The following is a 14,990-nucleotide window of genomic DNA, read 5'->3' on the forward strand; positions in this document are numbered from 1 at the left end:
GTTCAGTCGGTGGTCTTGCGCAGCGCGTCGGTCAACTGCTGTGCGGCATGGACTACCACTTCTGCGTGGATGCGGCCGGGCTGGCGGCTGAGCCGCTCGATCGGACCGGAAATGGAGACTGCGGCTATCACCCGGCCGGAGGGCCCGCGCACGGGCGCGGAAACGGACGCGACGCCGGGTTCCCGCTCACCCAGGCTCTGGCCCCAACCGCGGCGGCGGACTCCTGCCAGTACCGTCGGCGTAAAGCGGGCGTTCTTCAGCCCCTCCAGCAGGCGTTCATGGTCCTCCCACGCCAGCAGGACCTGGGCGGCCGAGCCGGCCTTCATGGAGAGCTGGGTGCCTACCGGGATGGTGTCGCGCAGGCCGATCGGCCGCTCCGCCGAGGCCACGCACACACGCCATTCACCCTGCCGGCGGAAAACCTGCGCGCTCTCGCCGGTGGCATCGCGCAGGGCAAGCAGCACGGGGCCGGCGGACGCGATCAGGCGGTCTTCGCCGGCGGCCGAAGCCAGTTCGACCAGCCGGCTGCCCAGGACGAACCGCCCCTGGATGTCGCGGCTGACCAGCCGGTGGTGGACCAGGGCCAGCGCCAGGCGGTGGACAGTAGGCCTCGCGAGCCCGGTAGCGGCCACCAGCTGGGCCAATGTTGTGGGCCCGGCCTCCAGCGTATCCAGCACCATGGCTGCCTTATCGATGACTCCGACGCCGCTTGATTTGTCCATAGGTTGATATTGACGTCTCATTATCTGAGATGCAAGTCGAAAAACTAGCGAGCAGCGATGCGGGCTGGGAGAGTTGAAGTACATACTTCTGCGGGCGCCGATGGCAGCCGAATACCGGTTGAAACGGCCCGCGCTGTCACTGATGGAGGGAGCTGGCTATGGCCGGTACAACTGCGGGCAAAACGCTCGCTGAAAAGGTGTGGAATACACACGTGGTGCGCAAGGGCGACGGCGAAGGAGCCGCGCAGCAGCCTGACCTGCTCTACATCGATCTCCATCTTGTTCACGAAGTCACGTCCCCGCAGGCGTTCGAAGGCCTGCGCCTGGCCGGCCGCCCGCTGCGCCGCCCGGATCTGACCATCGCCACGGAGGACCACAACACTCCGACGCTGGACATTGACAAGCCGATCGCGGATCCGACCAGTCGCACCCAGATCGAGACCCTGCGGGCCAACTGCAAGGAGTTCGGCGTCCGGCTGCATTCGCTGGGCGACGCCGAGCAGGGCATTGTGCACGTTGTCGGCCCCCAGCTGGGGCTGACTCAGCCGGGCCTCACCGTGGTCTGCGGCGACTCGCACACGTCCACGCACGGCGCCTTCGGCGCGCTGGCCTTCGGCATCGGCACCTCCGAGGTCGAGCACGTCATGGCCACGCAGACCCTGTCGCTGAAGCCGTTCAAGACCATGGCGATCAACGTCGAGGGCACCCTGCGTCCGGGCGTGACCTCGAAAGACATCATCCTGGCCGTCATCGCCAAGATCGGCACCGGCGGGGGACAGGGCTACGTGCTGGAGTACCGCGGCTCGGCCATCCGGGACCTGTCGATGGAGGCGCGGATGACCATTTGCAACATGTCCATCGAAGCGGGTGCCCGCGCCGGCATGGTGGCGCCGGATGAAACCACCTTCGAATACCTGAAGGGCCGGCCGCACGCACCCGAGGGCGCGGACTGGGACGCCGCCGTCGAGTACTGGCAGACACTGCGCACCGAGGACGACGCCGAATTCGACGCCGAGGTCTTCCTCGACGCGGACACGCTGGAACCGTTCGTCACGTGGGGCACCAACCCGGGCCAGGGCGTCTCCCTCTCCGAGTCCGTCCCTTCGCCCGAGGACTTCGCGGACGAGAACGCAAAGGCCTCGGCAGAGCGCGCCCTGACCTACATGGACCTCAAGGCCGGCACGCCGATGAAGGACATTCGGGTAGATACCGTTTTCCTCGGCTCCTGTACCAACAGCCGCATCGAGGACCTGCGCATTGCGGCGGACATCATCCGCGGCCGCAGCAAGGACCCGAACATCCGCATGATGGTAGTACCCGGCTCTGCCCGCGTCCGGCTGGAGGCCGAGGCCGAGGGCCTGGACCAGGTCTTCAAGGATTTCGGCGCCGAGTGGCGCTTCGCCGGCTGCTCCATGTGCCTGGGCATGAACCCGGACCAGCTCGCTCCGGGCGAACGCTGCGCCTCCACGTCCAACCGCAACTTCGAGGGGCGCCAGGGCAAGGGCGGCCGCACGCACCTCGTGTCGCCTGTGGTGGCAGCGGCAACCGCAGTACGCGGCACCCTGAGTTCGCCGTCGGACTTGGATCCTGTTGACGAGGGCCAGGCTCGCCGCCTGAGCGAAACCAGCGCAGCTTAACGCGGATTAGGGGAAACAATGACCATGGAAAAATTCACCACCCACACCGGTATCGGCGTTCCGCTGCGGCAGTCAAATGTTGACACGGACCAGATCATTCCTGCCGTGTACCTCAAGCGCATCACCCGTACCGGATTCGAAGACGCGCTGTTTTCGGCCTGGCGGAAGAAGGATGACTTCATCCTGAACCAGGAGCCGTTCAACCGTGGTTCGGTGCTGGTGGCCGGCTCCGATTTCGGCACCGGATCCTCCCGTGAGCACGCGGTATGGGCACTGAAGGATTACGGCTTCAGGGTGGTCCTCTCGTCGCGCTTCGCGGACATCTTCCGGGGCAACTCGGGCAAGCAGGGGCTGCTGGCCGCACAGGTTGCCCAGGACGACATCGAGTTGATCTGGAAGGAACTGGAGAACCATCCGGGCACCGAAATCACGGTGGACCTGAACTCGAAGACGGTGGTCTGCGGAACCCTCACGGCACCGTTCGAGATCGATGACTACACGCGCTGGCGCCTGCTCGAAGGGCTGGACGACATCGGGCTGACGCTCCAGCACGAAGAGGAGATCACCAGCTACGAGGCAACCCGTCCATCCTGGAAGCCGAAAACGCTACCCGCCCGTTCATAACTCCGGCGTGGCTAATCGCACTTTATTTCGGGATGGTCACGGTAGCTTCTATGCTTAGCTGAGGCCTCCGCGAAGTTTGGGGGCGTTGCAGATCGAGGAAACAGGTGTATATGGCAAGCGTTCTGACCATCCGCGGAGGAGTCCCTCTTAAGGGAAAGGTATCCGTCCGGGGAGCCAAGAACCTCGTACCAAAAGCCATGGTTGCCTCCCTGCTGGGCAACGATTCTTCGCTGCTGCGCAACGTTCCGGAGATCAAGGACGTCGAGGTAGTGACGAGCCTGCTGCGCCTCCATGGCGTCGAGGTCACCAAGGATCCCGTCACCGGTGACCTGTCCCTGGACCCCACCAAGGTCAAGACGGCCCAGATGAAGGACATCGACGCGCATGCCGGTGACTCCCGCATCCCGATCCTTTTCTGCGGACCGCTGATCCATGCCATCGGGGAAGCGTTCATTCCTGATCTGGGTGGCTGCAAGATCGGCGACCGCCCGATCGACTACCACCTGGATGTGCTGCGCCAGTTCGGCGCCGTGGTGGAGAAGCGCGAGGGCGGTATCTCCATTTCCGCTCCCAAGGGACTCAAGGGCGCCAAGCTCTCGCTGCCCTACCCCAGTGTCGGCGCCACCGAGCAGGTGCTGCTGACGGCCACCCGCGCCGAGGGCATCACCGAACTCAGCGGGGCGGCGATCGAACCGGAAATCATGGACCTGATCGCGGTCCTGCAGAAAATGGGCGCCATCATTTCGGTGCAGACGGACCGGGTCATCCGGATCGAGGGCGTTCCACATCTCAGCGGCTTCAACCACCGCGCGCTGCCGGACCGCAACGAGGCAGCATCCTGGGCTTCGGCCGCGCTAGTCACCCAGGGTGACATCTATGTTGAGGGCGCGAACCAGCCGGATCTGACCGCGTTCCTGAACACCTACCGCAGAATCGGCGGCGCCTTCGATATCGACGACGAGGGTATCCGCTTCTACCACACCGGCGGGAAGCTCTCGCCGCTGGTTCTCGAAACGGACGTGCATCCGGGCTTCATGACGGACTGGCAGCAGCCCCTGGTGGTCGCCCTGACCCAGGCAGTCGGCGTGTCCATCGTCCACGAAACGGTCTACGAAAACCGCTTCGGCTTCACTCAGGCCCTGATCCGGATGGGCGCCAGCATTCAGGTGCACCGCGAGTGTCTGGGCAGCATCCCGTGCCGCTTCGGCCAGCGCAATTTCCTGCATTCGGCCGTCATCTCGGGGCCCACCCAGCTGCAGGGCACGGACATCGACATCCCGGATCTGCGCGGTGGCTTCAGCCACCTGATTGCGGCGCTGGCAGCCAACGGCACGTCCCGTGTGACCGGTATCGAGCTGATCAACCGGGGGTACGAGCGGTTCCAGTCCAAACTGGAAAACCTCGGCGCGGACTTCGACATTGCCTGAAACGGCGGGACGAAGGATGAAGCCGGCCATGAAGGAACGGGCCACGCTCAGCACCTTGGCCGCCTTGGTGCGCCCGGTGCTGAACCTGCTCCTCAGGCGTAAGTGGGAGGGGACGGAGAACCTGCCGCAAGGCGGTGGGATCATCGTCTGCCCCAACCACAATACGGAAATAGACCCCCTGGTGGTGGGCCACTTCGTTTACAACCAGGGGTTCTTCCCGCACTTCCTGGCCAAGGCCTCCCTGTTCAAGATCCCCGTGGTCGGCGCCATCCTGTCAGCCGCCAAGCAGATCCCCGTGGAGCGCAGCAGTGCCGGCGCAAACCGCTCCCTCAGCGTGGCCCGGGAGGTGATGGATCAGGGCGGTGCCGTGATCATCTACCCGGAAGGCACGCTGACCCGGGATCCGGACCTGTGGCCCATGCGCGGCCGGACCGGCGCGGCCAGGCTGGCGCTCCAGACGGGGGTTCCGGTTGTTCCGGTAGCCCATTGGGGCGCCAACGAGTTGTTCCCACGCTACGCGAAGAAGCTCCATATCTTTCCGCGCAAGACGGCAAGAGTGGTTGCCGGACCGCCGGTGGACCTGAGCGAATTCATCGGCCAGCCGCTGACGAAAACAGTGCTCGAGGAGGCGACGACCAGGATTTTGGACGCCGTAACGGATTTGTTGGCCGGACTCCGCGGCGAGCAGCCCCCGGCCCAACGCTGGGACCCGGCCGTGCGCGGCCAGAACGCCACGGGTCGGAACTTCGAAGTGTCCCCGCCCGCCGACCTGCCCCCCACATCACCGGAGGAAAAGCCGTGAGCTCCCACCAGCAACTGCCCGCCGCAGTGGCTGTTCTGGGCGCCGGCAGCTGGGGCACAACGTTTGCCAAGGTCGTGGCTGATGCCCATCCGGGCATCCAGGTGCGGCTGTGGGCACGGCGGCCGGAAGTGGCGGAGGAAATCAACAGCCACCACCTGAACAGCCAGTACCTCAACGACATCCGCCTGCCGGATAACCTGACCGCCTCCGGTGACGTGGCCGAGGTCATGGACGGGGCAGAGCTGGTGGTTCTTGCCGTTCCGGCGCAGACGCTGCGTCCTCAGCTGGCGGCCTTGAAGCCGCTGCTGGGGGACACCGCCGTCGTTGTTTCCCTCATGAAGGGCCTGGAACGCGGCACCGACTCGCGGATGAGCGAAGTCATCAAGGAAGAACTCTCGCTGCCCGATTCGCGGATCGCGGTGATTTCCGGCCCCAACCTGGCCATGGAGATCGCGCGCAAGGAACCCACCGCCTCGGTGGTGGCCTGTACCGACCGCGACGTGGCGCAGTGGATTGCCAACACCTGCACCGCCCGGTACTTCCGCCCGTACACCAACACGGACGTTGTGGGTGTGGAGATCGGCGGGATCGTCAAGAATGTGATCGCCTTGTGCGTGGGCATCTGCGACGGCAAGCACATGGGCGACAACACCAAGGCCTCCGTCATCACCCGCGGACTGGCGGAGACCACGCGGCTCACGCTGGCGTTGGGCGGCGAGCTGGAAACGATGGCGGGACTGGCCGGGCTGGGGGACTTGGTGGCTACCTGCTCGTCCCCGCTCTCGCGCAACCGCACCGCTGGCCGCCTGCTGGGCGAAGGCCTGACGCTGGACGAAGTCGGCCAGCGCATGACCCAGACCGCGGAGGGGATCAAATCCGGGCGCGCGGTGCTCGACCTGGCCACCCAGGTAGGTGTGGAAATGCCGATTACCGAAAGCGTGGTCGCCGTTCTCGAGGGAGAAATTTCCGTCGAGGACCTGGCCCCGCGACTGCTCACCCGTGAGCTCAAATCCGAAGGCGAACAGGAACAGTGAAAAAAGAACCGAACAGCCCGAATGTCCCGGCGACTGGGCGGAAACCGCGTGTCGCCGTCCTTTTCGGCGGCCGTTCCAGCGAGCACTCGGTCAGCTGTGTGACGGCTGCAGGCGTTCTGGCGGCCATTGACCAGAAAAAGTACGACGTCGTTCCGATCGGCATCGCCGCCAACGGCCAGTGGACGTTGGTCTCCGATGATCCTGCCCGCTGGTCCCTGACCTCGGCGACCCGGCCGGAGGTCACCCCCGCGGCGGAATCGGTGCTGCTGGCCGCCGGGGATTCCGCCACCGAACTGGTTGTTCGTTCTGCCTCCGACGCCCTCCGTAGCCTGGGGCAGGTCGATGTTGTACTCCCGCTGCTGCACGGACCTTTCGGCGAAGACGGCACGCTGCAGGGCCTGCTGGAAATGAACGACGTGCGCTACGTGGGCGCCGGCGTCCTGGCATCCGCCGTCGGGATGGACAAGCACTACATGAAGGTGGTCTTCGAAGCCGCGGGGCTCGAAGTCGGGCCGTACGAGGTCATTACCGACCGCCAGTGGCAGCAGGACCCGGACTCGGCTCTGGCACGCGTGGCGGGACTGGGCTTCCCGGTCTTCGTGAAGCCGGCCCGCGCCGGCTCATCGATGGGCATCAGCAAGGTTTCCGACGCTGCTGGACTACGGGCCGCCATCGAAGCCGCACGGGAGCACGATCCGAAGATCGTCGTCGAAGCGGGGATTGTCGGCCGGGAGATCGAAGTGGCTGTCCTGCAGGGGCGGGGCTTTGCTGGCCCGCGCACCAGCCTCCCAGGTGAGATCGCGGTGCAGTCCGGCGAGCACGATTTCTACGACTTTGAAGCCAAGTACGTTGACGGTGCGGCCGCCGCACTCAGCTGCCCGGCGGACCTGCCTTCGGACGCCACGGACCGGGTCCGCGAACTTGCCGGCAAGGCGTTCGATGCCGTCGCGGGAGAGGGTCTGTCCCGGGTGGACTTCTTCTACACACAGGACGGCCATCTCGTCATCAACGAGATCAACACCATGCCCGGGTTCACCCCGATCAGCATGTACCCGCAGATGTGGGCCAAGTCCGGACTGCCCTACACCGAACTCATCGACGAACTGATCTATCTCGCGCTGAACCGCAAAACCGGGCTGCGCTGACCGCAACTGCGGTTGCCGCTCGGCGTCCCGTGTCTACGAGGCGTCGAGCGTGTCCGTCGGGTTGATGCATTTGTTCGTCTGCGGAACCTCCGCGGCCGCGTCGGCCAGATCCACCAGAATGGTGGATTCGGCCACCTCGTCCGGATCGAAAATAAGCTCCGTGGCCGGTTCGCGGCCATACGTGGTGGCCGTCCAGGTCTCTTCGCCCTCGTGCAAGACCCAGTCGATGCCGTTGACCGTGACACACCGGTCCGTGGTCGGGCCCGGAACCGGGACACCGCAGCGCAGGATGACTTTGGACGGGTCGCCCCAGGCAGCAGTTGCCTGGCTGGAGGTCTCTCGGCGCTCAGCATCGGCCACGAACTCCGGCAGGATCACCATCATCGGAGCACAGGCGGGATTGGCGGCGTCTTCGGCGGCATCAACCTGCACGATGGGAGAGCAGGCGGTTGCCGCGAACACTATCCCTGCCCCCAGTAACGAGGTAGGCAGGTATCGGCTCAGGGCGTTCATCCGGGACATGGATCCAGCCTATCCGCTTGCCGGTGCGGACAATAATGGGTGCCCTGGAGCGCCCGCGCACCCGGACTCGCTGCGCGGCGCCCCTTGCAGGAACCGTCCAGTTTCGGCCACTATGCTCGTCCGTGGCCCGTTTCAAGAAAGTGAATGAATGACGTCTGACTACGACTATGACTACGCCCCTCCCCGCCGCCCCAAGCGCCGGCCCTTGCCCAAGGTGCTCGCCGTACTGGCTGCACTGGTGGCCGTGGCCATCGTCATCGGCGGTAGCTACGTCTTTTACCTGGCCAACGTCTTCGACAACAATTCGCAGAAGATTGAGAATGCGTTCCCGCAGAACCGCATCAGCAAGGTAGCCGGTGACGGCTCCAAGAACATCCTGCTGATGGGAACCGACGCCGACGGCGGAAGCGGCGAGGGCGAAAACCTCGCCGGCGTGCCCAACGGCGGCCGTACGGACACGATGATGCTTGTGCACCTTCCGGAAAACCGCGACAAGGTCTACGTCATGTCGATCATGCGCGACACCTGGACCACGATCCCCGGTTACGGGGAGCACAAGATCAACTCCGCCATGGCATTCGGCGGCACCCCGTTGGTGGTCGAAACGGTGGAGACAATGTTCAACGCACGTATCGACCATGTTGCCAGCGTCGACTTTGCCGGCTTCCGGGCTCTGACGGATGCCCTTGGCGGAGTTCAAATCGATAATCCTGCCGCCTTCCAGATCACCGGCGGCAACGGCGAATCCTTCCCCGAAGGTGTGCAGACCCTCGACGGCGAGTCCGCGCTGAATTTCGTTCGGGAGCGCAAGTCGTTCACCAACGGCGACTACCAGCGAGTGGCCAACCAGCAGCTGTTCGTGAAAGCCCTGGTGTCCGAAATCCTCTCACCGGCGACACTGGTCAATCCGCTGCGGATGAGCGGAGTGGTCTCGGAGTTCTCGCCTTACATCAGCGTTGATTCGGAGTTCAGCGGCCCGGCGGCAGCCTTCCTCGGCGCCAGCCTGTGGAAGGTGCGCGGCAACGACATCGAAATGTTTACGCTCCCGTCATTGGGTACCGGCATGTCCGCCGACGGCCAGTCCATCGTGCTCAAGGATCAAGCGGCCATCGCCGAAATATCCAAGGCAATGAGCAATGGCTCGATGGCCGACTATCTCGCTTCGGCCGGGTAGAAGTCCGGGAACTGCTCCTGATGTGCCGGCCATCCCCTAAACGTTACCCACTCTCGGGCTCCGGCTACGGTAGGCTCGGTTAACGCTGGAGAACTGTAAGAGTCCGTTGGCCCGTTTGTGCCGCGGCAGCGGGATTGGAACACCTTGCACGCAAAGATAGCCGCGAACACACAGGCGCTCAAGCGCTGGCTGGCGAAAGCGGAAGAAGTGCTCGGCAACCATAGCGACCGGCTCAATGCCATCAACATTTTCCCCGTAGCGGACGGGGATACGGGCACCAACCTGTACCTGACGGTGAGGGCAGCTTCCCATGCGGCCGCCGAAGCGGAGACCGCGGATGTCGGCGAACTGCTGGCGGCGAGCGGGCAGGCTGCCATGGAGGAAGCTCGCGGAAACTCCGGCACCTTGTTCGCGGTGTTCCTCTCGGCGATGGCGGAGCCTCTGAAAGGCACCTCCAGGATGACCGGGCCGTTGCTGGCTGCGGCGCTCCAGCGGGCAGAAATCCGCTGTTGGTCCGCGTTGAGCGATCCGGTGCCCGGTACCATGCTCTCGGCCATGGAAGCAGTCTCACGGGCGGCCAATTCCCAGGGATCCGCACACAACGGGGACGATTCGAACCATGGTCTGGCAGTCACGCTGGAAGCGGTGGTGGAGGCTGCCCTCGATGCCGTCGTGCAGACCGAAGACCAGCTCGGTATGCTGGCAGCCGCACAGGTAGTGGACGCAGGAGCCGTGGGTTTTCTGCTGATCATGGACACGTTGCGCTCCAGCGCGCTCGGTGTGGAACTGCAGCCGGAACTGCTGGACGGGCTGCACGGCTACAACCTGCAGGATCCGCACATCCATCTCGGCCAGGCGCATGAAGGAGTGGAAGTCATGTGCACTATCAACTTGAGTCCGCTGGATGCAGCCACCCTGCGACTGCAGTTGGACGAGCTGGGCGATTCCGTGATCCTGAGTGCGGTTACCGAGTCGGAAGTCGGCTACCGCTGGCGGGTGCACGCCCATGTCCCGGAAGCGGAGCCCGCCTTAGCCGCGATCCGGGCCTTCGCCGAACCATCCAATTTGTCCGTGACCGATCTTTCCGCCCCGGTGTACGAGGCCCATGACTGAACATCTGCCGGCAGAAGTTGAACTCGAACTGAAGCGGCGGCTCGGACAACGCAGCGCTTCGGCGCTGGAGAAGCACCTTGGCCTGAGCACCGTCGGGGAACTGCTGAATTATTTCCCGCGCCGCTACCTCAAGCGCGGTGAGCTGACCAGCATTGCCGAGCTTCCCCTGGACGAAAACGTGACCCTGGTGGCCCGCGTTGTCAGCTGCACTACGCGCCGGATGCGTGCCCGGAAAGGTATCCTGACAGACGTCGTCGTCAGCGATGATTCCGTACGGGGGTTGAACCAGGTGCACCTGACGTTCTTCAACGCGTACCGTGCGGACAAGGAACTGCTGCCGGGCACACTGGCCATGTTTGCCGGCAAGGTCACCACCTACCAACGCCAGCTTACGCTGACCAATCCGGACTACGTGCTGCTTGAGGACGAGACCGGCTTTGACGCCGTGGAAGCCCGGCGGCCCGTCCCGCTGTATCCGGCCACCGCGAAGCTAAGCAGCTGGCGGATCAAGGCCGCCGTCGAAGCTTTGCTCGACGTCGTGGACTTCAGCCGGATCGAGGACCCGGTGCCGGCCGATATTGCCATCCGCGACCGGCTGTATTCGCTGGAGGACGCGTACCAGCAGATCCACCGCCCCCAGGACCTGGAATCGGTGGCTAAAGCCCAGGAGAGGTTCAGGTATCAGGAAGCGCTGATCCTCCAGACCGCGCTGGCCCGGCGCAGGGCACAAGCGGCTGCCGAGGAAGCAACCGCAAGGCCGCACCGCCGGGCTGGATTGCTGGAGCGTTTCGATGCCTCGCTGCCCTTCACCCTCACCGGCGGCCAGCAGGAGGTCGGAGCCACCATTGCCGCGGAGCTCGCGGAGAACCACCCGATGAACCGGCTGCTGCAGGGGGAAGTGGGGTCCGGCAAGACACTTGTTGCCCTGCGCGCCATGCTCCAGGTCATCGACGCCGGCGGGCAGGCCGTCCTGATGGCACCAACGGAGGTGCTGGCAGGCCAGCACTACGAATCGATCCGGCGGATGCTGGGGCCGCTGGCCGAAGGCGGCATGCTTGGCGGCGATGAAAACGGCACCAGGGTCGTGCTGTTGACCGGTTCCGTGGTTGGTTCCGCCCGCCGCAGCGTCCTGCGGGATATCAACAGCAACGAGGCGGGCATCGTCATAGGCACCCACGCCCTGCTTTCGAAAGAGGTTGAGTATTACGATCTGGGCCTGATCGTGGTGGACGAGCAGCATCGGTTCGGCGTCGAGCAGCGCGACCAGTTGCGTGCGCAGGCCATCAAGCCGCCCCACCTGCTGGTCATGACCGCCACACCGATCCCGCGCACCGTTGCTATGACCGTTTTCGGCGATTTGGAAACATCGGTGCTGCGGGAGCTGCCGGCCGGACGCGCCCCGATCCGTACCCACCTCGTGGGACTGGTGGAGAACCCGGGGTGGGCCGACCGGATCTGGGCAAGGGCACGCGAGGAAGTCGATGCCGGCAGGCAGGTGTATGTGGTCTGTCCCAAGATCGGCGACGACGAAGGCGAGGATCCGGCCAGTTTTGAGCCGACTGCCGACGCCGGAGAGGAAAGCCGTCCGCTGGCTTCGGTCCAACGGATGGCAGAGTTTCTGGCGGAACTGCCGGTCTTGTCCGGAGTGCGCATCGGTGTCCTCCACGGAAGACTGGACTCGGCGGAAAAGAATGCCACCATGGCAGCCTTCACCGAGGGGCGGCTGGACCTGCTCGTGTCCACCACCGTCATCGAAGTCGGCGTGGACGTCCCCAACGCCACGATGATGGTGATCCTTGATGCGGACAGGTTCGGCATATCGCAGCTGCACCAGCTGCGGGGACGGGTGGGCCGCGGCTCGCTGCTGGGCACGTGCCTGCTGGTCACCAGCCTGGAGCCGGGCCACCCCAGCCGGGAGCGGCTGCAAGCGGTGGAGGCGACCACTGACGGATTCCGGCTGGCCCAGGATGACCTGAAGCTGCGCCGCGAAGGCGACATTTTGGGGTCTTCCCAGTCCGGCGGCAAGTCCACGCTGAAGCTCCTGCGCGTCATCAAGGACGAAGCCGTGATCGAACACGCCCGCAAGGACGCCGCGGCGATCATCGAACATGACGCCCAGCTGGGGGACTACCCGGAATTGGCCGACGCCATCGAGCAGTATCTCAACCCGGAGAAAGAGGCGTTCCTTGAACGGGGATAGGGCATGAGCCGGGTGGTGGCCGGGACCGCCGGCGGCATGACGCTGGCCAACGTCCCGGGTACCGCGACGAGGCCGACGACGGATCGGGTCAAGGAAGCGTTGTTCTCACGGCTCGAGTCGTACGACGTCATCCATGACGCCGTCGTTCTTGACCTCTTCGCGGGCTCGGGCGCGTTGGGGGCCGAATGCGCCAGCAGGGGAGCGGCCCGAGTCGAACTGGTCGAATTGGCGGAAAAGGCCGCGGCCGTGTGCCGGCGCAACGCCGAGATGATCAACTCCGTGCTGCGCCGGGCCGTCGTCCAGGTCCACCGCACCGGCGCCGAGGGATTCCTGGGCAGGCTGCAGGAGGGCAGGCATTACAACCTGGTGCTGATTGATCCGCCGTACCCGCTCGCCGAAGACAAGCTGGCGGAGATCCTGGCGCTGCTGGAGCCGTTCCTGGCCGAAGGCGCGGTGGTCGTCGTCGAACGCTCCTCGCGTTCGCCGGAACCACGTTGGCCGGCAGGGCTGGAGTGTTTTTCCGGCCGGAAGTACGGTGAGACGCAGCTGTGGTTCGCGGAGCCGGTCTAAGCCAGCACGAATGATTCCAGCTCGGCGCCCGTGAACACCTGCGCCGGATGCGGACCGGCGGCGAGCACGGACTGCGTCCAGTCCTCCGGCCACGAATCCCGTCTCGCCGCGAGCACCAAATTGCCGGCATAGCGGCTGGTGAACATTCCCGCTTCGCCCAGCACAGCCACCGCTGGCGTGCAGTCCGACAGCTCGGAGATCTGACGTTTGGCAAAGGCCAGCGGAGGGTCGTCGCCGACATTGACCAGCAGGACTCCGCCGGGCGACAGCAGTTCTAGCAGCTCACTGTAGAAACCGCCAGTGGCCAGATGTTCCGGGGCATCCTCGCCGGCAAAGACATCGAGCACGACGACGTCGAACTCGCCGTCGATATCCCCAAAGGTCACTTCCTGGCGGGCATCGCCAATATAAACGGTCAGGTCCGTGCCTTCGGGCAGCGGCAGCTGGTCAATGACGTAGTCCAGCAGCTCCCGTTCCAACTCCACGGCGTGCTGTTCGGAGCCCGGCCTGGTGGCCTGGATATAGCGTGCGAGCGTGAGCGCACCGGCGCCCAGATGCAACGAGCGCAGCGGCTGGCCCGGTTCGCCGGCAAGATCCACAACGTTGGCGATCCGGCGCAGGTACTCGTAGAAGACATGCTCCGGGTGCTTCAGGTCCACATGGGACTGTTCGGCGCCGCCGATACTCAGGATGTACGCTCCCGGCACCCTGCTGTCCGGGTCAATGGAGGCATGCAGGCCGCTGCCGCGCAGAAAACGATTCTGCACCGCTAGAGCCGGTCCTTCAAGGTGGCGAGCCTCGACGCCGCTTCCTCCAGCACATCCACACGTTTGCAGAAGGCGAAGCGCAGCAGCGACTTGGTCCGTTCCGCACCTGCCGGGTGGCAGAACACCGGAACCGGTATGGCTGCCACGCCGACCAGCTCAGGGAGCCGGCGGGCCAAAGCCGTGGCATCGGTAACGCCCAGCGGCGCCGCATCTACGTTGACGAAGTAGGTACCTTGGGGCGTGAAGACGTCCAAACCCGTTGCCCGCAACCCCTCGCTGAGGATGTCCCGCTTGCGCTGCAGCGTGTCCGCTACGTCTTGGTAGAAGGAACCGTCCAGCGCGAGACCGGCCGCTACGGCCGCTTGGAAGGGGGTGCCGGAGGAATAACTAAGGAATTGCTTGACGGTCCGAGCCGCCGCTACCAGCTCGGACGGCCCGCTCATCCAGCCGATTTTCCATCCGGTGAGCGAGAACGTTTTGCCCGCGGAGGAAATGGTCAGGGTGCGCTCCGATGCGCCGGGCAGCGTGGCTACGGGTATGTGGGCAACGCCGAAGGTGAGGTGCTCGTAGACTTCGTCCGTAATGATGATGGCATCGTGGCGGTTGGCCAGCTCCACGATGCGTGTCAGCGCCTCCCGCGTGAAGACACTGCCCATCGGATTGTGCGGGTTGTTGACCAGGATGACGCGCGTCCTCGCGGAAAAAGCCGCCTCAAGCGCGACCAGGTCCGGCTGGAACTCGGGCGCCAGCAAGGGCACCGTGACGTGGGTTGCGCCGCTGAGCGCGATCACAGCACCGTAGGAGTCGTAGAACGGCTCGAAGGTCAGGACCTCATCGCCGGGGCCGGTCAGGGCAAGCAGGGCGGCGGCCAAGGCTTCCGTAGCCCCGGTGGTCACGATGATTTCCGTCTCCGGATCCGGCGTCAGTCCATAGAAACGCCGCTGATGGTCGGAGATCGCTTCGCGCAGCGCGGGGATTCCCTTGCCCGGCGCATACTGGTTTGCGCCGGCCGAGATGGCGTCACGGGCAGCCTCCCGCATCAGTTCCGGCCCGTCCTCGTCAGGAAACCCCTGGCCAAGGTTGATCGCGCCGGCGCGAACGGCCAGCGTGGTGATCTCCTCGAAGATGGTCACACCCAGATGGCCGTCGGCGCCCAGCAGGTTGGCGCCTTCGGCCGTGCGTAGCCATGGTGCGCGGTTCCCCGAGGCGGACCCTTGGGCCAGGTTTTCGTCCGTTCTGCTCATATCTCCCAG

At 65.0% G+C, this 14,990-nt stretch carries 14 protein-coding genes; 10 read left to right on the forward strand and 4 right to left on the reverse strand.

What is annotated here, in order from left to right; all coding sequences use genetic code 11:
* Window positions 1–2: 2 nt before the first annotated feature.
* Window positions 3–722, reverse strand: a complete 720-nt coding sequence (locus tag HGO92_RS14815; RefSeq protein WP_169996132.1) for an IclR family transcriptional regulator — start codon at window positions 720–722, stop codon at window positions 3–5.
* A 158-nt stretch (window positions 723–880) separates the two neighbouring features.
* On the opposite strand from HGO92_RS14815, the gene leuC reads away from it, so the two are divergent.
* The 6 genes from leuC to HGO92_RS14845 all read left to right on the forward strand — a co-directional run bounded on the left by leuC (window position 881) and on the right by HGO92_RS14845 (window position 7,391).
* On the forward strand, window positions 881–2,359 hold the full coding sequence (leuC, locus tag HGO92_RS14820) for a 3-isopropylmalate dehydratase large subunit (protein WP_169996134.1): 1,479 nt from the start codon (window positions 881–883) through the stop codon (window positions 2,357–2,359).
* Between the two features lie 24 nt (window positions 2,360–2,383).
* Window positions 2,384–2,983, forward strand: a complete 600-nt coding sequence (gene leuD, locus HGO92_RS14825; protein ID WP_169996262.1) for a 3-isopropylmalate dehydratase small subunit — start codon at window positions 2,384–2,386, stop codon at window positions 2,981–2,983.
* Window positions 2,984–3,093: 110 nt separating this feature from the next.
* Window positions 3,094–4,410: a UDP-N-acetylglucosamine 1-carboxyvinyltransferase gene (gene murA, locus HGO92_RS14830; RefSeq protein ID WP_169996136.1), complete on the forward strand. Its 1,317-nt coding sequence runs from the start codon at window positions 3,094–3,096 to the stop codon at window positions 4,408–4,410.
* A gap of 16 nt (window positions 4,411–4,426) precedes the next feature.
* Complete coding sequence (locus HGO92_RS14835; RefSeq protein ID WP_169996138.1) at window positions 4,427–5,212, forward strand: lysophospholipid acyltransferase family protein; 786 nt, start codon at window positions 4,427–4,429, stop codon at window positions 5,210–5,212.
* On the forward strand, window positions 5,209–6,246 hold the full coding sequence (locus tag HGO92_RS14840) for an NAD(P)H-dependent glycerol-3-phosphate dehydrogenase (RefSeq protein WP_169996140.1): 1,038 nt from the start codon (window positions 5,209–5,211) through the stop codon (window positions 6,244–6,246). The genes HGO92_RS14835 and HGO92_RS14840 overlap by 4 nt, the downstream gene beginning before the upstream one ends.
* On the forward strand, window positions 6,243–7,391 hold the full coding sequence (locus tag HGO92_RS14845) for a D-alanine--D-alanine ligase (protein ID WP_169996142.1): 1,149 nt from the start codon (window positions 6,243–6,245) through the stop codon (window positions 7,389–7,391). The genes HGO92_RS14840 and HGO92_RS14845 overlap by 4 nt, the downstream gene beginning before the upstream one ends.
* Before the next feature lie 33 nt (window positions 7,392–7,424).
* Here HGO92_RS14845 and HGO92_RS14850 read toward each other — a convergent pair whose 3' ends face one another.
* Window positions 7,425–7,913 carry a DUF3515 domain-containing protein gene (locus tag HGO92_RS14850; RefSeq protein ID WP_169996144.1) on the reverse strand — a complete coding sequence of 163 codons (489 nt, stop codon included), beginning with the start codon at window positions 7,911–7,913 and terminating at the stop codon, window positions 7,425–7,427.
* 148 nt (window positions 7,914–8,061) lie between these two features.
* Here HGO92_RS14850 and HGO92_RS14855 point away from each other — a divergent pair, with 148 nt between their 5' ends.
* The 4 genes from HGO92_RS14855 (at window position 8,062) to rsmD (ending at window position 12,970) form a co-directional block, all read left to right on the forward strand.
* Window positions 8,062–9,087 carry an LCP family protein gene (locus tag HGO92_RS14855; RefSeq protein WP_169996146.1) on the forward strand — a complete coding sequence of 342 codons (1,026 nt, stop codon included), beginning with the start codon at window positions 8,062–8,064 and terminating at the stop codon, window positions 9,085–9,087.
* A 144-nt stretch (window positions 9,088–9,231) separates the two neighbouring features.
* A complete protein-coding gene (locus HGO92_RS14860) occupies window positions 9,232–10,200 on the forward strand; it encodes a DAK2 domain-containing protein (RefSeq protein WP_169996148.1) in 969 nt (322 codons plus the stop codon).
* Window positions 10,193–12,400 carry an ATP-dependent DNA helicase RecG gene (locus tag HGO92_RS14865; RefSeq protein ID WP_440915778.1) on the forward strand — a complete coding sequence of 736 codons (2,208 nt, stop codon included), beginning with the start codon at window positions 10,193–10,195 and terminating at the stop codon, window positions 12,398–12,400. Before HGO92_RS14860 ends, HGO92_RS14865 begins: the two co-directional genes overlap by 8 nt.
* Window positions 12,401–12,403: 3 nt before the next feature.
* Window positions 12,404–12,970, forward strand: a complete 567-nt coding sequence (gene rsmD / locus HGO92_RS14870; protein ID WP_169996150.1) for a 16S rRNA (guanine(966)-N(2))-methyltransferase RsmD — start codon at window positions 12,404–12,406, stop codon at window positions 12,968–12,970.
* On the opposite strand, the gene HGO92_RS14875 is transcribed toward rsmD, so the two are convergent.
* Both HGO92_RS14875 and HGO92_RS14880 read right to left on the reverse strand, forming a co-directional pair.
* The gene (locus HGO92_RS14875) at window positions 12,967–13,737 is read right to left on the reverse strand and encodes a fused MFS/spermidine synthase (RefSeq protein WP_169996152.1); all 771 of its coding nucleotides are present in this window, start codon (window positions 13,735–13,737) and stop codon (window positions 12,967–12,969) included. The genes rsmD and HGO92_RS14875 overlap by 4 nt on opposite strands.
* A gap of 2 nt (window positions 13,738–13,739) precedes the next feature.
* Window positions 13,740–14,981 (reverse strand): aminotransferase class I/II-fold pyridoxal phosphate-dependent enzyme, encoded by a 1,242-nt coding sequence (locus HGO92_RS14880; protein ID WP_169996154.1) that lies wholly within the window; start codon window positions 14,979–14,981, stop codon window positions 13,740–13,742.
* Window positions 14,982–14,990: the final 9 nt, after the last annotated feature.

Source organism: Crystallibacter degradans, from assembly GCF_012952295.1.
Classification (GTDB): domain Bacteria; phylum Actinomycetota; class Actinomycetes; order Actinomycetales; family Micrococcaceae; genus Crystallibacter; species Crystallibacter degradans.